Here is an 18,660-nt window from a genome sequence, read left to right on the forward strand (position 1 = left end):
GCGTCACGGTGACCGCCCGCGCGGCGCGGGCGCGCGCCGCCTCGCGAACGGCGGCCGCGGAGCCGTCCGCGGCGGCCTCCTCGGTGAGGAGCAGCACGTCGAGCCGCACGCCGGCCGCGAGCGCCGCGTCAAGCAGCCGCCACCCTTCGATCGCGCACACGCTCGACCGCCGGCCCGGCGCCCGCAGGGCGGCGCGCAGGTCGCGAATGAGCGAATGGTGCCGGCTCGAGATGATCGGCACGTCCACCCCCGCAGACGAATCGGGCCCTCCCTTCGGGGAGGGCCCGCCGCTCACCGCCTGCTCAATTGAAGCTCGTGCGGGCTAGCCGTCCGAGCGCGAGCGCTTGACGAGCGCTTCGAAGGCGCGGTCGTCGCGAACGGCGAGATCGGCGAGCACCTTGCGGTTGACCTCGATCCCCGCGCGGCGGAGACCGAAGATCAGGCGGCTGTACGACGTCCCGTGAATACGCGCCGCGGCGTTGATGCGCGCGATCCACAGCCGCCGGAACTCCCGCTTCCGGGCGCGCCGGTGGTTGAACGCCTGTTGGAGCGCGCGGTGCACCGTCTGGTTCGCGAGCTTGAACCAGCGGCTCTTCTTGCCCCAGTACCCCTTGGCGAGCTTTAGAACTTTGTGGTGCCGGCGACGGGTCGTGACCCCTCGCTTTACGCGTGCCATCTCACCTTCCCCCCTGTCCGTCCCGGGGCGCGGCCGCGCCTTTACCTGTAGGGCAGCAGCGCCGCCACCCGCGCGCGGTCCGTCCCCTCGATCTCCCGCCGCTGGCGCAGCGACCGCCGGCGCTTCGGCGACTTGCCCACCATCAAATGGCCGCCGAGCTGGCGACCGCGCAGCAGACGCTTCCGCGCGGTCACGCGGATCCGCTTCGCCGTCCCCTGGTGCGTCTTGAGCTTCGGCATCTCGTCCCCCTCAGTTCTTCTTCGGCGCCAGAATCATGATCATGTTCCGGCCTTCCATAAGCGGCGGCCGTTCGACGACGCCGACGTCGGCGAGCTGCGCCGCCATCCGCTTCAGAATCTGCTCGCCGACCTGCGGATGTGCCATTTCGCGCCCGCGAAACCACATCGAGACCCGCACCTTGTCGCCGTCCTTCAAGAAGCTCGTGACGGCGCGCGTCTTGGTGTCGAGATCGTGCTGCCCGATCTTCGGGCTCAACCGCATGCCTTTGAGCCCCGACGTCTTCGACTTCTTGTGGGCAACCCGCTCGCGCTTCGCCTGTTCGTACTTGTACTTGCCGAAGTCCATGATCCGGCACACCGGCGGGTTGGCGGTCGACGCCACCTCGACCAGATCAAGCCCGGCGTCCTGCGCGCGCGCGAGCGCGTCGCGCGTCGGTACTACGCCGAGCTGTTCGCCACCGTCCCCGATCAGCCGCACCTCGCGGGCCCGAATGCGCTCGTTGATTCTGATCTCTCTCTCGATAAACGCTCAACCCCCTTGGCTGCCCAAACAAAAAAGGGGCGGCATTGCCACCCCCTCGCACAATCTCGATCGTGCCGACCTCATCGGCAGCGCCCGGCGCGCCATGAGGTGAGAAGCGGATGGCTTCTGCTTGGCACGAGCACTATACCACGTGCCGAGCGGACCGTCAACGAAAAGCGGGCCTCGATGGCCTCATGCGCCCAGCCGCGGACCCGGCCGCGACGTCACCGCGTACGTCGCCAGGTTGACGCCGAACCCGTCGGACACTCCCGCCCTGCCGGTGGCCTTGTCCACAGCCACGAACTCGCAGGAGAGCGTCCCGAGATCGACCGCGAGCCGCAGATAGCCGTAAAGGGTGTCAGAAAACGCCTCGAGTGTGAGCGGATTGCCGTTCGCGTCGGTGCCTGTCACCGGAGGCTTCGGCTTCTGCCCGCCGGCGCCGGGCTTGAAGCCTGATAGATTGAAGTAGCCGCCGCTCCCGGCGACGACGTACGGGATCTGGCGGCCGGCGACCGTCCGCGTGTACCGCTCGTACAGATGGGCGTGGCCGGAGAGCACGACGTCCGGGTAGATGCCGGCCTTCCGGCACGCGGCGTCGATGTCACCCAGCATCGCCGGATTCGGCGTGTGGCTGCCGCTGCCGGTAAACGGCGGATGGTGCACGGCGATGACGACGGCGCGCCGGTCGTTCTGCGCGCGCCGCACGGCCGCGGCTTGCAGTTGGGCTTGCAGAAAGTTGAGTTGGTCCGGGCCCACCTTTGGACCGCTGAGCAGACCCTGGGTCGCGCCCTCGCTCGTGTTCGAGTACAGGCCGATGATCTTGACGAACGGCGCGTCGAGCGTAAAGTACACGCCGGGCTGCGTCATCGTCGTCCGCGCGCAGCCCTGTGCGACGACGTGGTGCACCGGCTTGGCTGTGCAGAAGTTGTTGCAGAACGGCTCCAGCGAGTACTTGACCGGCTCTCCGGGAAAAAGCACGCCGTCGTGGTTGCCCGGCACGGCGAAGATCGGCGCATCGTAGTCGCGGTACGGATCGTAGAACTGATCGTAGTAGTAGCGCTCCTGACCATAGTAGTAGACCACGTCGCCGAGGTGGAAGAAGAACGTCGGTCGCCCGCCCGCGTAGGTCGCGCCTGCGATCTCGGCCGCCATCGCATCCGCCACCTTGAACTGGCTGTCCGGTTGCTTGATGCCGCCGGTGTCGCCGACGGCGTGAAACACGATCTTGCCCGCCCGCTGAATTTGAGAGACGACGCCGGCGCCGACGACGTCCGCGAGTGCGAGCACGGGCGGCGTGCGCCGCGGCACCGGCACCGGCTCGGGTGTGGGGGTCGACTTGATGCTGGCGTCGGCGAAGACGTTCTTAGGGTCAAAGGTGTCGTAGTTGTCCCGCGTCGCGTGCGGATTGGCGAACGCGAAGCCGAGCGGCGACGTCGTGCCGGCGGGCTGAGGATTGGCGGATGGCGAGCCGCGGGCGACGGGCCCACGTTTGACCGCACCGGCCGGGCGCACCGGGACGCGCGTGCCGCGGCGCCGCACGAGGATCCCCCCAGTCTGATGGTGCGGACTCGCTGTTCGAGCACAGAGAGGCTTTTATATTGCACGGCTGTACTCCTCGTTTCGTACTCAAACTTCACGAAACTCATCTAGAGAGGGTAGACCGACGCGTCGGTCTAATCTACCTCTGAAGGCTATGTCCATCCGAACCGTCCGGCGGTCCACGGCCGCCACCGACACGAGGGACCGTCTACTCCAGGCGGCGATGGAGGTCTTCGCCGAGCAGGGGTACCACGGCACCACCGTCGACGACGTTGTCGCGGTCTCGGGCACATCAAAAGGGGCCTTCTACCACTACTTCTCGAGTAAACAGCACGTGTTCCTCACGCTTATGGACACCCTCGCGGGCCTCGTCGAGGCCGGCGCAGAGTCGGCGATCGCCGGCGAACCCACCGCCCTCCGCAAGGTCGAAGGCGCGTTGCGGGTCGTGCTCGAGACCGCCGAGACGCGGCGCGACCTCGCGAAGATCCTGCTCGTCGAAGCGGTCGGCCTGGGCCCCGCCCTGGAGGAGAAACGCCTTGAGATCCACCGCCGCTTCGCGCAGGTGATCCAGCGGCACCTCGACCGTGCCGTCACCGAACGGGCGATCCCCGCCCAGAACACGGCGCTCGCGGCTCAGGCGTGGCTCGGCACGCTCAACGAGGTGATCACGCAATGGCTCGTGGCCGGCGACGGACGCGTGACCGATCGCCTTCCCGACCTTCGGCTGCTGCTGCTGCGCAGCATCGGCGCGTCGGACGCGCGAAAGGAGATCGAACAGTGATGAACCGGCGGACCTTCTTCACCATGGCGCTCGGCGCGGCGTCGCTCGGCGCGGGGTCGAGCCTTTGGACGCCCGCGCGCGTGCGCGCGCAGACGCGGTCCGTCCTCCACATCCGCGTCGTGCACGTTCCCGTCCTGATCTTCGCGCCGCTCTACGTAGCGATCGAGCGGGGCTATTTCACCCGCGAAGGCCTCGACGTCGAACTGATCAGCACGCCGGGCGGCACCTCCGCGTTCGTTGTGCTGGCTAGCGGCCGGGCGGAAGCGGTGATCGGCGGCCTGGGCGCCGGCGTCTTCAACGCGGCGGCGCGCGGGCTCGACTTCAAAGTCGTCGGCCCCGTTCACCTCGAACGGCCGCCGGTAAGCACGCCGCTGGTCATCAGCCGCCGTGCCCGCGACGCAGGCGAGATCCGTACCGTCCGCGACCTCCGCGGCAAACGCGTGTCCATCAACGTGCTGGGATCCGCCACCGAGTTCTGGCTCAACGCCGCGATGCTGCACGGCGGGCTGACGATGGTCGACATCCAGCCGGTGGAGGTAAACTTTCCCGAGGTGCCGGCCGCCCTCACCAACGGCGCGATCGCCGCGGGCCTCCTCGGTGAGCCGCTCGCCACCCTCGCGGAGGACCGGGGGCAGATCTCGGTCTTGAGCGACGACTTCATCAACGGCGTCCAGGTTACCGCGGCGTATTTCGGCGGCGAATTCATGCGCGGCCACCCCGACTACGCGGTGGGCTTCATGGTGGCGTGGCTCCGCGCGTGCCGGGACCTGTACGGGGCGGGGTTCCGCCGGCCCGACGTCGCGCGGATCGTGCAGAAGTACACCGGCGTGCCGGCGGACGTGGTGGCGCGGGCGCGGCGTCCGTACTACGAACCGAACGGCGCGATGAACTTCAACGACTTCGTGCGGCTCGAGGAGTTCTTCCGGACGCGCGGCGAGCTGACCTACACGAAGCCGCTGCCGCCGCAGGCCTATGTCGACACGTCGTTCGTGCGGCGGGCGCTCGCGCTCGCGGGACCGTTCACGCCGGCGCCGTGAGTACCGCCATCCTCACCGGGCCCGCCGCGCTCGCCGCGTCGGCGGTGACGCACGGCTACCGCACCGAGCGCGGCGAGATCGCGGCGCTGCGGGACGTGTCGCTGCGTATCGCGCCGGGCGAATTCTGCGCGCTCATCGGACCGTCGGGCTGCGGCAAGACGACACTGCTGCACGTGCTGGCAGGGCTGCTGCGCCCGTCGGCGGGCCAGGTCGCGGTCCCGCCGGCGGGGCCCCGGCGGCTCGCCGCGGCGGTCGTATTCCAAGGCGTCAGCACCTTTCCGTGGATGACGGTCCTCGGCAACGTCGAGTACGGACTGCGCATGCTCGGCGTCCCGCGCCCCGAGCGGTCCCGGCGCGCCGAGGCCGAACTCCGCCGTGTCGGGCTCGCGGCGTTCCGCGACACGTATCCGCGGCAGCTTTCCGAGGGGATGCGCCAGCGCGTCAGCATCGCGAGGGCGCTGGCTACGGATCCGACGGTACTGCTGATGGACGAACCGTTCGCGAGCCTCGACGAGCAGACGCGGCTCGTCCTCCAAGACCAGCTGCTCGCCCTGTGGGAGGAGCGGCGCCCGACGGTGCTGTTCGTGACGCACAGCCTGGACGAGGCCGCACGGCTTGCCGACCGCGTGCTCGTGATGAGCGCCCGGCCCGGCCGCATCAAAGCCGACATCCCGGTGCCGTTCGCGCGTCCTCGTGAATACCGTGAGGTGCGGCGCGATCCGGCCTACGGCGCGTTCACGGCCCGCCTGTGGGACGAGCTCGAAAACGAGCTCGCTGCGAGTACATCGCTGCCCGCTCAAATTTCAAGTTTGCGCGCCGCGGAGTCGCCGCGCGGCCCGGCGTCAGCCGGGCCCCCGACGGGAAAGCGGTGATCCCCCGCCGCGCCGATCGCGCGCTCACCCTCCTCTCGCCGATCGTGTTCCTGGCGGTCTGGGAGGCCCTCAGCCGGGCCGGCGTCCTCGACGCCCGCTACGTGCCTCCGCCGAGCGTCGTGCTCGGCACGCTCGCCGCGATGACCCGGAGCGGCGAGCTGCCGTACAACGTGGCGGTGAGCGTACAGCGCATCGTGATCGGCTTCCTGCTCGGCGCAGCGCCGGCCGTCGCGCTCGGACTGTCGATGGGGCTCAGCCGGTCCGTGCGCGCCGCGATCATGCCGCTCGTCTCCGCGATCTATCCCATTCCGAAGATCGCGGTCTACCCGCTCATCATCTTCTACCTCGGGATCGGTGAGGCGTCGAAACTCAGCATCGTCGCGCTCAGCATCTTCTTCCTGGTGCTGCTCAACACGATGGCCGGCGTCCTCGGGCTCGACGAATCGTACGCCCGCGTCGCGCGCGCCTACGGCGCCCGCCGGTCCGCGCTCGTCACGACCGTGGCGCTTCCGGGCGCGCTCCCGTCGATCTTCACGGGGCTCAAGCTCGGAATGGGCTTCGCGCTGATCGTCATCGTCGGCGCCGAGCTGCTCGGGTCCGACGCCGGCATCGGGCATCTGATCTGGCGCGCGTATCAGATCTTCGCGATCGACGTGATGTTCGCAGGGCTGCTCGTCACCGCCGCGCTGGGGTGGATTGCCACGGCCGCGCTGGACTGGCTCGAGCGGCGCGTCATTCCGTGGCGGGCATGACGCGGGCCGCAGAGCCGCCCGCGGTGGAAGAACGGCCCGCGGGCGCAGCGGTGCGCCGCGGCGGACGGCCGGCCTTGTGGTGGCGCGCCGCGCGACCCTACTCGCTCACCGCATCCGTCACGCCGGTGCTACTCGGAACGGCCGCGGCGGCGCGCGACGGTCACTTCACGGCCCTCATCTTCCTCGCCGCGCTCGGCGGGGCGGCGGCGATCCAGGCCGGCACCAACATGACCAACGATTACTACGACTACGTGCGCGGGGTGGATACCGGCGAGTCGATCGGGCCGGGCGGCCTGATTCAGCACGGGCTGCTGTCGCCGCGCGCGGTGCTGGCCGGCGGCCTCGCGCTGTTCGCGGCCGGAAGCGCGTTCGGGCTGTGGCTCGCCGCCGTCGCCGGGTGGCCGGTACTGGCCGCGGGGGTCCTGAGCGTGCTGGCCGGGTACGCGTATACCGGCGGTCCCCTGCCGCTCGGCTACGTCGGTCTCGGAGACCTCGTGGTCTTCGTGTTCATGGGGCCCGTGATCGTCCTCGGGGCGTACTTCGTGCAGGCGCGCGGGCTCGGCCCGACCGCCTGGTGGCTGTCGCTTCCGATGGCCGCGCTCGTCACGGCCGTGCTCGTCGTGAACAACCTCCGCGACATCGACGGCGATCGCCGGAGCGGAAAGCGCACGATGGCCACGCTGATCGGCCCGCGCGCGACGCGCGCCGAATACACGCTGCTCGTCGTACTGACCTACGCGGCGGTCATCGCAGGCGTGGCCGTCGGGGCGTCGCCGCCGCTGTGTCTTGCCGCGCTCCTCACCGCGCCCGCGGCCGTGTCCCTGTGCCGCCGCCTCGCCCGGGACAGCGATCCGGTCGCGCTCAGCCTCGCCCTCCGCGGCACCGCACAACTGCACCAGCGCACCGGCGTCCTGCTCGCCGCAGCCCTCCTGCTTTCCCGCCGGCCCTGACCTTCGTTCTGTCCGCTCAGGAGGCCGTAGTCGCGGCCTGATCCGGCGGCACCGCCGCGGGTGCGCCGACCGGCAGCAGGTGCACGACGGCCAGCGCACGGTCGTCGCGCGGACCGGGACCTGCCCAGTCGGTCACCGCCCGCATCACGGTGTCGGCCACGTCTTCCGCGGTACCGTCCCGCGCCGCCGTGACGACCGCGGCCAGGTGCGGCTCGCCGAAGAGCTCGCCGTCCGACCGGCGCGCCTCGGTCACCCCGTCCGTGTAGAGGACGATGAGGTCGCCGGGGTCGACCGCGGTTTCGTGCGAGACGTACCGTGCGTCCGGCAGAATACCAAGCAGCAGACCTGTCACGTCGAGCAACCGGCCCTCCGGCTCGCCGGCCCGCAGCAGCACCGGCGGCACGTGCCCCGCGCTCGCGTACCGGAACGTCCCAGCCGCGGGCATCAGCACGCCGTAGAACAGGCTCACGAACAGCGACGAGGCCGAGTCCCGCACCAGTGCCGCGTTCAGCCGGGACAGCACGTCGGCGGGATCGCGGCCGTCCTGCGCGAGCGCCTCCAACAGATATCGGGTGCGCGCGGCGAGAGTTGCGGCGGGAATGCCCTTGCCCGCCACGTCGGCGATGCCGAGGCCGACGCGCCCGTCGTCGAGCGGCAGCACCGCGTAGAAGTCGCCGCCGACCTCACGGCTCGGTTGGTACCGCCCCGCCACCGCGAGCCCGGGCAGCCGGACGGTGGGCGCCGGCATCAGCGCCTGCTGAATGATCCGGCCGATCTCCTGCTGCCGTTCGTAGGCGCGGGCGTTGCTGACGGCCAGCGCGACACGGTCCGCAAATGTTTCGACGAGGCGGATCTCCGCCGGCCCGAACTCGCGCGGACTGCGCGCGAGGACCTGCATCACCCCGATCGTCGCGCCGCCGGCGCGGAGCGGCACGCTGAGCGCCGCCTGCACGCCGTGGTCGGCGAGGTCGGGATCGACGGCCCGCAACGAGGCTCGGTCGACAACCTGCACGGCGCGGTAGCCGCGCGCCGTGCGCCCGGCAAGCCCCTCTCCGGGGCTGAGACGCCGCACCGTTCCCGGGATGGCGTGAAATCCCTCGGGCACGGCGAGCTCGCCCGTCGTGTCGTCGACAAACCAGATCACGCCGCTGTCGCCGTCGAGCGCCGAGACGATGCGCTGCACGAGCGGCGGCAGCAGGTCGTCCACGCGAACCGTGGAGAGCGCGACGTCGCTCACGGCCTGCACGGCGCTCATCTCGCGGACGTACCGCTCCAACTGCGCGCTCATATCGTTGAAAGCGGCCGCCAGGTCTCCGAGCTCGTCGGTGCGCCGGACGGGCACGCGGTAGCCCACCTCCCCGTGCCCCACCCGTTCCGAGGCGCGCGCCAGCGCCTGAATCGGCCGGCTCAGCTCGCCGCCGAGCACCCACGCCAGCCCAAGCCCGACGATGACGTAGGCCGAGAGCCAGATCGCCTCGGTCGCCGTCTCGCGCCGGACCGGGTCGAAGGCGGACGATTCCGGCGCCAGGACAACGGCCGCCCACCCCAGCGACGAGATCGGCACCGCCGCGCCGATGTCGCGCCGGCCGGTCTGCGGATCCTTATAGGCGGTGATGTCGCCCACGCGGCCCTGCAACGCCGCGGCGACGGCCGGCGCCGCCCGGAGCGAGTCCGCCGGCCGCGCACCGGCCCGCAGGTCGAACATGATGCGCCCGTCGCGGTCCAGCACCACGGCGTCCGCATCGGGCGTGGTGGCGCTTGGCGCCGACGCCGGCAGCAGCGTCAGGTCGACGACGCCGTCGACGAGCGCCACCCGTCGGTCGCCGCTCATGATCGCGGTCGTGACTTCCACGAGCGGATGTCCGCCGACGGACTGCGGCTGCCCGACTGCCCATGGCGCGCCGTCCCGCACCTGCTCGTACGCCGCACCGCTGAGCCGCGTTCCGGGGGCCGGCGGCGGATCGCCCGCCTCGACCCGCCCGGAGAGATCGGCAAGCGTCAGGCGGCGGAACGCCGGCTCCGCGCGGCGGATCCCGGCGAAGAGCTGCGCAATGCCGCTGACGGGGTACGGCTGCGCGGTAACCGCCGCGCCGGCGAGGCGCTCGGTGTGGACGGCGTTTGAGAAAAATGCGGTGACCTGCTCGGCAAGCGCACGGGCGAGGTCTTCTTGTGAGCGCACGACGGTGTTCCGCAGGTCCGCGGTGCGCTCGGCGTAGAGCACGATCGCGAGCACCAGCACCGGGATCATGCAGATCAGGATCACCGCGGCGATCTTGCCGCGGATCCTGCTGCCCCGCCTCATGCTGGGCTCGCCCGGCTAGGTCCCGGCCGCCGGGTGAACCTTCGCGAGGGCTTCGCGCTCAGTGGGGTAGAGCGGCAGCACCTGGTCGAGGCCGGTGAGCGTGAACAGTTTAGCGATCTTCGGCTGGACCTCCGCAATCGCCATCTCCCCCCGCCGTTCGCGGACGCGCTTGAAGACGGCGGTCAGCACGCGCAGCGCCGTGCTGTCGAGATAAGTGGTGCGGCCGAGGTTGACGACGATCAGCGGCGGCGTCCGCCCGGCGGCTTTGGTCAGCGCCTCTTCGAGGCGGGGCGCCGTGTACAGATCCACCTCGCCCGCCACGTCGACGACCGTTACATCGCCGTTGGTACGCACTGCCACATCGAGTTCCATCTTCGCCTCCACACGGCGCGCCGTCGTTAGCCGGCGTCCTGCCCCCCGGCGGCCTGATAGAACGCGATCCCCTTATTGGCGATCGCCGACGCGACAAACCCCAGCACGAAAAGAAAGAGTCCCTTCGCCGCCACAAACAGCGCCATGTCGCCCGCCGACCGGCCGCCCGCCGTGCCGGCCAGCGCGCCGGACGCGACCAGCTCGATGTAGGCAAGGTAGAACACGGCCACCAGCAGCAGCACGCCGAGCGCAAACACCAGGATCCCGCTGATCCGCCCGGCCCGATCCCGCACCATCACCGCCGCCGTCCGCCCGACCCTCTATTCGATCCGCGCGGTGGCCAGCGCGTGCCCGCACGAACAGTCCCGCGTCTTCGGCACGCGCTCGATCAGGGCCACCAGCAGGTGGCGCAGCCGTTCGTTGTTCTCCCGGAACACCCGCAGCACCGACTCGTGGCTCACCGGGTCGACCGACGGATCGCCTTCCACCCCGACGTCGTAGTCCGTGATCAACGAGATGTTCACGTAGCAGAGCTCGAGCTCGCGCGCGAGAATACACTCGGGATAGTTGGTCATGTTGATAACCTCCCACCCCCGGTCGCGGAACCACCGGCTCTCCGACCGCGTGCTGAACCTCGGCCCCTGGATCACGACGACCGTGCCGCGGTCGCGCACCGGAATGCCCACCGCCTTCGCCGCGTCCACCGCGAGCCGGCGCAGCGTCGGACAGTACGGGTCCGCCGCCGACACGTGCGTTGTCACCGGCCCGTCGTAGAACGTGTCCGCGCGGCCCCATGTCCGGTCGACGAACTGGTCGCACACCACGAAGTCGCCGGGACGTACGGCCGCCTGCAGGCTCCCGGCCGCGCAGGGGCCGACCAGCCACTGCACCCCGAGCGATTTCATTGCCCAGACGTTCGCGCGATAGTTGATGCGGTGCGGCGGTAGGCGGTGCGTCCGGCCGTGGCGCGGCAGGAAGGCGACCGAACGCCCGGCCAGTTCCCCGACTGTCACCGTGTCGGCGGGCTCGCCGTAAGGCGTTTCGATTTTCACCTCGCGCGCGTCATCGAGGAGAGAGTAAAAGCCCGACCCCCCGAAAATACCGATCTCGGCCTGCGCCACCCGCTACGCCTCCTTTACCCCATGCCGACCCGATGGTATCATCCCGTTCGTGTCCGCGCCATCGACGCCCGCCGGCGTCCGCCCGTTCCGCGGCCCAAGCCGTGTTTGGTACGGCGAGGACGCCGCCGGACGCATCGGCGAGTGCCTGGCGGAGCTCGCCGTCGCGCCGGGTACGGCGCTGCTCGTGACGGACGCTGTGGTCGACAACCTGGGACTCGCGCAGCCGGTCGCCGACGGGCTCGCGGCCGCCGGCTTTTCGATCGAACGCTTCGCGGACATCCCGGGAGAGCCGAGCGCCGAGGTCGCGGATCGCGCGGCGGCGGTCGCCCGCCGCGTTTCTCCGGTCGTGGTCTGCGCGGTGGGCGGCGGCAGCGTGATGGACGTCGCCAAGCTCGCGGCCGCCCTCGTCCGCAACCCGGGCGGCGTCCTTCTGTACACCAACGCGCCCGGCGGAAACCGCCGCTTTGCCGAACCCTCGGTCCCGACGGTGCTCGTGCCCACGACCGCGGGCACGGGTGCGGAGGCCAGCCAGAACGCGGTGATCATCCACAACGGCCAGAAGGCCTTCGCGAACAATCACCCCAACCTGCTGGCCGCGGGGGTACTGCTCGATCCCCGTCTGACGTACTCGCTCCCGAAGACCGTCACGGCCCACACCGGCCTCGACGCGCTGAGCCACTGCGTCGAAGGGATGCTGTCGGCGGGCGCAACCCCGCTGACCGACCTCACCGGATCGCAGGGCGTCGGGTTGATCTTCGCGGCGCTGCCGCGCGCCTACGCCGACGGCGGCGACGCGCGGGCCCGGGCGCAGATGATGCTGGCCGCGTACCTCGGCGGCCTCACGCTCAACGCCGGCATGATCCTGGGGCACTCCATCGCCTACACGATCGCGAACCGGCTGCATCTGCCGCACGGGTTCTCGTGCGCGCTCGCACTCCCGTACGCGATGGCGTACAACCGCGACGCCGCGGCGGACCGGCTGCGGCGCATCGCCGCGGCGGCCGGAGGAAACGGAGGCGACGGAGCATTCGGCGGGCCGGCAGGCGGCGACGCGGTGCGGCGCGTGCAGTCGCTCGGCCTCGACGTCGGCATGCCGGAGGCGCTGCGTACGCTCGGCCTCGAGCGCGAGCGGCTGCCCGAGCTCGTCGACGAGTGCCTCGCCCGCTATCCGCGTCCCAACAACCCGCGGCCGCTGGCCGGCGAGCCGCTGCTTTCCCTCTACACGGCGATGTGGGAAGGCCGCCCGGCCGACGCCTGGCGCGGATGACCGCCGCCCCGAAACCTTACCGGGCCGTCCTGTTCGACATGGACGGCACGCTCCTCGACAGCGCCGACCTGATCGTCACGTCCTTCGTCGAGACCTGCCGGACGCTGCTCGGGCGGACGCTCGACCGCGAGGAAACGCTGCGGACGTGGAGCTGGCCGGTGCGCGCCAAGTTCCACGCCATCGCGCCGGCCCGCGCCGACGAGCTGACGAAGGAATACCTGCGGCGGTACATAGAGATGCACGACGAGCGCGCGCGGCTGTTTCCCGGCGTGCCGGCCGTGCTCGACGCGCTCGGCGCGCGCGGCTACCTGCTCGGCATCGTCACGTCTAAGCGCCGCGCCACCACCGGCGCCGCGGTGCGCGCGTTCGGCCTCGACCGGTGGTGCCGCGCGATCGTCGTCGACGAGGACGTCTCCCGGCACAAGCCCGATCCGGAACCGGTAACGCTCGGGGCGCGGCTGCTCGGTGTCGCCCCGGCCGAGGCGCTCATGGTCGGGGACAGCGTCGAGGACATGGCGGCCGCGCGCGGAGCGGGCGCCGGCGCCGGCGCCGCACTCTGGGGCACGATGCGTCGCGCCGAGTTGCTGGGAACGGAGCCGGATCACCGGTTCGAGAGTCCGGAGACGCTGCTGACGGTCTGCGGCTGAGCCGGCGCGCGTTGGCCGCGCCCTAAACCCGGACCGGCCGAGCGATCCGCGCAAAGACGCTAGTCCCGGCGCCCGCCGCGCAGCCGCGCGACGTACAACCGCGCGGCGTGCTCCATGGACGATGCCCGCAGCGCGTCCTCCTCCGCGTGCGCCGCCTCGTCCGCCGCCCACCGGTCCGCCGCTTCGTAGGCCGCGTCGTCTCCGGCGCGCGCGGCGGCGGAGCCTTCACGCCACCGGATGAGCGCCGCGGCCGCCAGCGCGAGACGATCCGCGAGCGCCGGCACGCGCCGCACCGCCACCTCGCCGACGAGCAGCACGAGCGAGGCGGCGACGAGCGGCGGCCACGCGTCGCGGGATCCGCTGCCGCGTCCCGGCCGGAAGGCGTCGGCGGGATCGGAGAGAAACGTCCCGCCGCCGGTCTCGGCGATACGGCTCAGCAGCGCGGGGCCGCCCGGCGCCGGGCGCAGCTCCGGCGAGTACGGGACGACGAGCCCCGCGATGCGCGTTCCGACGGGCGCGGCGCGCGCCGGATCCCGCGCGGCCACCACGACCTTGTAGGTGCCCGGCGCCGCGGCGGGCCAGGCACCTTCATACCGTCCGGGGACGGTTTCCGGCAGCGTGATCGCCCGCTCCGCACCGTCCGGCGCCGACACCCGGCCGGTGACCCCGAGGCCGCTCCACGGCGCGCCGTCGGCGCGGCGCACGTCCAACACGACATGGCCCTCGCCCCCGTCCGCCACGGTCTGAGCGTAGAGCCCGCTCCCCTCGTCGCGCAGCATCCATCGGACGGCCTGCGACCAGAACCGCGCCGTGTCCGGCCACGTTCGCCATCCCGACGTCCAGCGAAGGCCGTCGTCAGACGTGAACGCGACGGCGCGGCCGAGGCCGTACTGCCAGGTCGCGAGGACGGGGTCGCGCCGCGGGCTCACGAGCGCCACGTCGGCTGCCGGTTTGGGCACGGTTGCCACGTAGCCGTCGACCGGCGGAGGCGCCGGCAGACCCGCCAGCGTCGGCGCCGCGCCCGAGCGGCTCAACGGCGAGCGCGTCTCGATCAGGTACGACCGCGTCGCGAGAAACGCCTCGGTGGTGAAGATCTCGGGGATCGCGTAGAGATTCTTCGCGAAGTAGCTGCGGCCGAGGCCCCACGCCGCGAGATTGCGCATGAAGGGCCGGTCCGCGTCGTTGCCGATCGCCACGGTGCTCAACGTGACCCGGTCGCGGGCCATGCCTGTCGCGAGCGCGCGGAAACTCGTGCCCGGCGGCCCGGGATCGGTGAGCCCGTCGCTCATCACGATCACGTGCCGGAGACGCGCCGGCGAATTGCGCAGCGCGGCGTGCGCCGCCTCGAGCGGCTGATACATGAGCGTGCCGCCGCCGGCCTGCAGCCGCGAGATCTCATCGAGCACCCGGGCGCGGTACTGCGCCTCGGTCATCGGGACGAGCCAGCGGTACTCCTGATCGAACGTGATCACGCCGATGAGATCGTGCTCGCCCAGGTGGTCGATCACGGACGCGGCGACCTCTTTCGCGAGTTCTTCCTTGGCCAGTTCTGTCCCGAACGCTTCCATGCTGCCCGAGGAGTCGATGATGAGCACGACCGCTACGGTCGGGAGCGTCGCGGTCTGGCGGACGTCCATCTTGACGGGGAGCGCATCTTCGACGGGCGTGCCGGCGTAGCCGCCGACGCCGAATGCGTGCGGGCCGCCGATCGCGGCCAGGCCGCCGCCGGCCTCTGCGACGAACGTGCGGAGCGCTTCCTGCTGCGCCCGGCTCAGCGCGGTGGCCGGCACGTCGTCCAGCACGACGCCGGCGTACGGGGCGAGACCGAGCGGTGATGCCGGCACCCCGTCCGGCGACCGCACGTCGACTTCCAGTGCCTGCCGGCGAAGCCAGTCCGCGACCGGCCGCGGGCCGTCGGCGACGAACAGGACGCGCGGCCGTCCCCGAACGACGACGAGTGCCTCGCCCCGCTTGTTGCCTGCGAGCGCGCTCGGCGAGGCGTCGACGTCGACGGTGTAGCGGATGGGTCCCGGGGTGAGCGCCACCTCGGGGAACCGCACCGCGGTCTCGCCGACAGGAAGCGACAGCGATCGCACGGCGCTTACCACACCGTTCCGCCGGAGGGTGACGGCCGCCGTCGCGGACGCCGTCGCCTGCAGCACGGCGCGCACCTCATAGGTCTCGCCGGGCCGCACCTCCGCCGGGGCGACGACGTCGTCGACGTACACGTCGGGTGCCGGGGGGGCGCCGACCGGCACGACGTCGATCGGAATCCCGGCCGCGGCCGCCGCGCGCGCCGCGGATGCCGCATCTCCCGCGTTCTGTCCGCCGTCACTCAGCAGCACGATCCGCCGCGCGCCCTGGGCCGGGAGGACGCTGCGCGCGAGATCCAGGGCGGCGCCGATGTCGGTCGCATCGGGCTCAGGCCCCACGCCGAGGTCGCCCGCCGCGATGCGCGGCGCGACCGACGCCCGCAGCGCGGGGCGGCCGCCGAAGGTCACGATACCGGCGCTGTCCTGCGAACGCATACGGGCAAGGGCACCCCGCACGAACGCGGCTTCCGCGTCCCTTGCGCCCGAGGCCGTCACGCTGAGCGAACGATCGACCGCGAACACGACGGACGCGCCGGTGGCCGGCACGCGGACGGCCGGACCGGCCGCCGCCAGGATGAGGCAGGTCAGCATCGCCGCGCGCAGCGCCGACGCGAGGCGCCACCGCCGCCCGGGGCGGCGGCGGCCGAGCCGCAACGCGAGGACCACGCACGGCAGGAACAGCAGCGCGAGCGGCCGGGCAAAGGTGACAAGCGGCATCAGGCGTCTCCGCCGTGACGGCGCGTCGCGAGCGCCCACTCGCCGAGCGCGACCGCGGCGGCCCCCAGGACGAACCACGGCCACAGCGCAAGCCGCGCCAGCGCTTGGGAACCCGTCGCGGACGGCCCGGGCCCGGGCACCGCCGCCCCCGGCGCGATCAGCCCCGCGCGCTCCGATCCGAGCGCGACCGGCAGCAGTCGCTCCCCGGCCGCGGATACCAGCCGGTACATGCCCGCGCGCGGCAGCGGAATCGAAAACACGCCGTCCCGGGCCGTCACGGCACTTTGCGTGCCGTCCGGCCGCAGGAGTTCGGCGCGGTCCATCCCCGCCGCGGAGATATCGACCGTCTGTCCGGCCCGGAGATCCGCGGTGTCGCCGCCGAGCCAGGCGAGGGCATTGACGAAGAGCACGGGAAACGCGACGTGCTGCGGCAGATCCGAGTCCGCGAGGCCGAAGGCCAGAACGACGGCGCGGATGCCGCGTTCGTCGTAGGCCCACACGAGCGGCGTCGGACCGGCCGCGAGCACGCGCCCGCCCTCGGGCTCGAGACGCAGCGCCTGGCGGATGTGCACGTCCGCAAAGTCGACGAAGCGCAGCATCGGATCACGGCGGTCCCACGCGGCGATCTCGGGCGCCACGACGGTGCCGGAAGGGTTGGCGGGCAGGTTGGGCGGCACGGCGCCGATCGCGAGATAGCGGCCCGGCGGCACCGCGCCGGTCGCCGCGCGGTCGAGAATCACGACGTCGTAGCCGCGCCACGCCGCGGGGTCGGTGTCGCGCGTCACGGCCGCGCGCGACACCGGCGCGACGCGCAGCAGCCGCTCGAGCGGCGGATCGTCGGGTCCTACGACGAGCACGGCCGGCAGCGGCGCCGGCGCAAGCGGCGTCTCGGCGGTCTTATCGTCCGGCAGCGCATCCTGCACGTCGAGCTGCGCGCGGAGCACTCCGGCGCCCGCGGCCGCGACCGGAAACACCACCGTGCGCGATTCGCCTCCGGCGAGCGCGAGCGTCACGGCGTAAACGTCGGCGCCGTCCCGCGTGATCCGGAGCGGGGCGCGCACGGCCGCGCGGCCGAAGTTGGTCACACGCACGAGCGCCTGGGCGCGCTGCCCGTCCCGCAGCACGCGCAGCGCGACGATGCCGGTGTTGGCGTCCGCCGTGCCGAGGATGCGTGCGGCGACGTTCGGAAGCGCCGGCACGGACGTCCGCGCGGCGTCCGTCCACACGACGATGCGCCCCCGCGACCCCGGCACGAGCTGCGCCGCGAGGGTCACGGCCGCGCGAATGTCGCCCGCGACGTCCCACGGCCGGGCATCGGCGAGCGCCGCCGCGACGCGGCCGCGATCCTCCGTCGGCGGCACGAGCACGATGGGCCGGTCCGCGGCGAGGACCAGCGCGGCGCGGTGGCCCGGGCCGAGGCGCGCCAGCACGTCGCGTGCCTCGGCCCGGGCCCGGTCGAACCTCGTCGGGGCAACATCCCGCGCCCGCATCGAGAGCGACGCGTCGAGCACCAGCGCGACGTCGCCGCGCTCGGCGGTCCAGCCGAGCAGCGCCGGCTGCGCGAGCGCCGCGGCCAAGCCCGCCGCGGCGACGATCTGCAGCAGCAGGAGCAGGCTGCGTTCGATGCGCCGCGACGGGCGGAACGCCGACGCCGACGGCTGCGACTTCACCCACAAGAGCACGCTGCTCACGACCTGCTCGCGGCGCCGCACGCGCAGCAGGTAGAGGACGACGAGCATCGGAATCGCGGCCAGCGCCCAGAGCGCCGCGGGAACGCCGAAGCTCACCGCACGAGCCCTCCCTGCCGGAGGTACCGCAGCACGAGCGCGTCGGCCGGCACGCCGGACGTCGTCCGCAGGTAGTCGATGCCGTGCCGGAAACAGAAGCGCTGAACGTCCTCGAGGTACGCGTCGCGGGCGACGGCGTACGCCCGCAGCGCCTCGGCGTCGACCGTCACCTCCACCGCCCGGCCGGTCTCCGCGTCCACGAGCCTGAGCTCGCCGGCGAGACGCGGGGACAACTCCTCCTCCGCGAGCACGTGGATCACGAACGTCTGCATGCCGTGGTGACGCGCGCGGAGGAACCCGTCCTCGTAGCCGAGAGGGTCGAGGAGATCCGAAATCACGACGAGCAGGCCGCGCCGCGGCGACTCCTCGAGTGCGCGCCGCAGCGCATGGCCGAGATCGGTCGTCCCCCCAGGCCCGATTCCGTCCAGGAACCGTAGCAGGTCGAAGGCGCGGTCGCGGCCGCGCAGCCGGCTCAGCTTCGGGCCGGGCCCGGACGAAAATGCGCCGACTTCCACGCGGTCGAGGTTGACGAGGCCGATGTAACCGATCGCCGCGGCGAGCTGCTTCGCGAGCCGCAGCTTGCTCGGCGACCCGGCCGCCATCGAGCGGCTCGTATCGACGAGCAGCCGCACGTCGAGATCCTCTTCCTCGCTAAAGAGCTTTACGAAGAGGCGGTCGAGACGGGAGGCTATGTTCCAGTCGATGTACCGGTAGTCGTCGCCGGGTTCGTACGCGCGGTAATCGTCGAACTCGATGCCGCGCCCCCGCACCAGGCTGCGCCGCTCGCCGTGCTGCCTGCCGCGGACGCGGCGCCGGCTGACGAGGCTGAGGGCCTCGAGCCGCTGCAGAAACGCCGGATCGAGCAGCCCGGCGCTTTCCTCCCCGGCGGTGATTGCCACGTGGCCGGCCAGTCCGCCGGCAGACGGCCGGTCGCCGGGCCGGACGGGGGACGCGGACCCGGGGATCGGACGGTCGGAGGCCATCA

General features: G+C 72.0%; 19 protein-coding genes. 7 read left to right on the forward strand and 12 right to left on the reverse strand.

The features are described 5' to 3' along the window. The 5 genes from VFL28_03240 to VFL28_03260 form a co-directional block, all read right to left on the reverse strand. A partial coding sequence (locus VFL28_03240) for a hypothetical protein (protein HET7263657.1) occupies positions 1 to 241 on the reverse strand: 241 nt, incomplete at its 3' end. Between the two features lie 81 nt (positions 242 to 322). Beyond that, positions 323 to 676, reverse strand: coding sequence for a 50S ribosomal protein L20 (gene rplT / locus VFL28_03245; GenBank protein ID HET7263658.1), 354 nt, complete (start codon positions 674 to 676; stop codon positions 323 to 325). Positions 677 to 717: 41 nt separating this feature from the next. After that, positions 718 to 915 (reverse strand): 50S ribosomal protein L35, encoded by a 198-nt coding sequence (gene rpmI, locus VFL28_03250; GenBank protein HET7263659.1) that lies wholly within the window; start codon positions 913 to 915, stop codon positions 718 to 720. Between the two features lie 10 nt (positions 916 to 925). Further along, on the reverse strand, positions 926 to 1,426 hold the full coding sequence (gene infC, locus VFL28_03255; GenBank protein HET7263660.1) for a translation initiation factor IF-3: 501 nt from the start codon (positions 1,424 to 1,426) through the stop codon (positions 926 to 928). A 204-nt stretch (positions 1,427 to 1,630) separates the two neighbouring features. Then, entirely contained in the window at positions 1,631 to 2,977 is a 1,347-nt protein-coding gene (locus VFL28_03260; protein HET7263661.1) for a metallophosphoesterase, read from the reverse strand. Positions 2,978 to 3,131: 154 nt separating this feature from the next. On the opposite strand from VFL28_03260, the gene VFL28_03265 reads away from it, so the two are divergent. The 5 genes from VFL28_03265 to VFL28_03285 are packed head-to-tail and all read left to right on the forward strand — an operon-like array spanning position 3,132 to position 7,369. Further along, entirely contained in the window at positions 3,132 to 3,758 is a 627-nt protein-coding gene (locus VFL28_03265; GenBank protein HET7263662.1) for a TetR/AcrR family transcriptional regulator, read from the forward strand. Further along, complete coding sequence (locus tag VFL28_03270) at positions 3,758 to 4,795, forward strand: ABC transporter substrate-binding protein (protein HET7263663.1); 1,038 nt, start codon at positions 3,758 to 3,760, stop codon at positions 4,793 to 4,795. The genes VFL28_03265 and VFL28_03270 overlap by 1 nt, the downstream gene beginning before the upstream one ends. Continuing rightward, positions 4,792 to 5,667 carry an ABC transporter ATP-binding protein gene (locus tag VFL28_03275; protein ID HET7263664.1) on the forward strand — a complete coding sequence of 292 codons (876 nt, stop codon included), beginning with the start codon at positions 4,792 to 4,794 and terminating at the stop codon, positions 5,665 to 5,667. The genes VFL28_03270 and VFL28_03275 overlap by 4 nt, the downstream gene beginning before the upstream one ends. Then, a complete protein-coding gene (locus tag VFL28_03280; protein HET7263665.1) occupies positions 5,664 to 6,419 on the forward strand; it encodes an ABC transporter permease in 756 nt (251 codons plus the stop codon). The genes VFL28_03275 and VFL28_03280 overlap by 4 nt, the downstream gene beginning before the upstream one ends. Next, positions 6,416 to 7,369: a 1,4-dihydroxy-2-naphthoate polyprenyltransferase gene (locus tag VFL28_03285; GenBank protein HET7263666.1), complete on the forward strand. Its 954-nt coding sequence runs from the start codon at positions 6,416 to 6,418 to the stop codon at positions 7,367 to 7,369. The genes VFL28_03280 and VFL28_03285 overlap by 4 nt, the downstream gene beginning before the upstream one ends. A 16-nt stretch (positions 7,370 to 7,385) precedes the next feature. Here VFL28_03285 and VFL28_03290 read toward each other — a convergent pair whose 3' ends face one another. Genes VFL28_03290 through VFL28_03305 form a run of 4 tightly spaced genes read right to left on the reverse strand, consistent with a single transcriptional unit; the run spans position 7,386 to position 11,164 of the window. After that, positions 7,386 to 9,671: a SpoIIE family protein phosphatase gene (locus VFL28_03290; protein HET7263667.1), complete on the reverse strand. Its 2,286-nt coding sequence runs from the start codon at positions 9,669 to 9,671 to the stop codon at positions 7,386 to 7,388. Positions 9,672 to 9,686: 15 nt separating this feature from the next. Then, complete coding sequence (locus VFL28_03295) at positions 9,687 to 10,043, reverse strand: STAS domain-containing protein (protein ID HET7263668.1); 357 nt, start codon at positions 10,041 to 10,043, stop codon at positions 9,687 to 9,689. A 26-nt stretch (positions 10,044 to 10,069) separates the two neighbouring features. Continuing rightward, a complete protein-coding gene (locus VFL28_03300) occupies positions 10,070 to 10,339 on the reverse strand; it encodes a hypothetical protein (protein HET7263669.1) in 270 nt (89 codons plus the stop codon). Positions 10,340 to 10,363: 24 nt separating this feature from the next. After that, complete coding sequence (locus tag VFL28_03305; protein HET7263670.1) at positions 10,364 to 11,164, reverse strand: S-methyl-5'-thioadenosine phosphorylase; 801 nt, start codon at positions 11,162 to 11,164, stop codon at positions 10,364 to 10,366. 49 nt (positions 11,165 to 11,213) lie between these two features. Here VFL28_03305 and VFL28_03310 point away from each other — a divergent pair, with 49 nt between their 5' ends. Both VFL28_03310 and VFL28_03315 read left to right on the forward strand, forming a co-directional pair. Next, a complete protein-coding gene (locus VFL28_03310) occupies positions 11,214 to 12,431 on the forward strand; it encodes an iron-containing alcohol dehydrogenase (GenBank protein ID HET7263671.1) in 1,218 nt (405 codons plus the stop codon). Beyond that, positions 12,428 to 13,078, forward strand: a complete 651-nt coding sequence (locus VFL28_03315) for an HAD-IA family hydrolase (GenBank protein ID HET7263672.1) — start codon at positions 12,428 to 12,430, stop codon at positions 13,076 to 13,078. Before VFL28_03310 ends, VFL28_03315 begins: the two co-directional genes overlap by 4 nt. Before the next feature lie 59 nt (positions 13,079 to 13,137). Here VFL28_03315 and VFL28_03320 read toward each other — a convergent pair whose 3' ends face one another. From VFL28_03320 to VFL28_03330, 3 genes are read right to left on the reverse strand one after another with little or no spacing between them, the layout of a single operon-like run. Further along, positions 13,138 to 15,888 carry a VWA domain-containing protein gene (locus VFL28_03320; protein HET7263673.1) on the reverse strand — a complete coding sequence of 917 codons (2,751 nt, stop codon included), beginning with the start codon at positions 15,886 to 15,888 and terminating at the stop codon, positions 13,138 to 13,140. After that, positions 15,888 to 17,675 (reverse strand): BatA and WFA domain-containing protein, encoded by a 1,788-nt coding sequence (locus tag VFL28_03325; protein HET7263674.1) that lies wholly within the window; start codon positions 17,673 to 17,675, stop codon positions 15,888 to 15,890. Before VFL28_03325 ends, VFL28_03320 begins: the two co-directional genes overlap by 1 nt. Beyond that, on the reverse strand, positions 17,672 to 18,658 hold the full coding sequence (locus tag VFL28_03330; protein ID HET7263675.1) for a DUF58 domain-containing protein: 987 nt from the start codon (positions 18,656 to 18,658) through the stop codon (positions 17,672 to 17,674). Before VFL28_03330 ends, VFL28_03325 begins: the two co-directional genes overlap by 4 nt. Positions 18,659 to 18,660: the final 2 nt, after the last annotated feature.

It is taken from the genome of bacterium (assembly GCA_035691305.1).
Taxonomy (GTDB): Bacteria; Sysuimicrobiota; Sysuimicrobiia; order Sysuimicrobiales; family Segetimicrobiaceae; genus DASSJF01.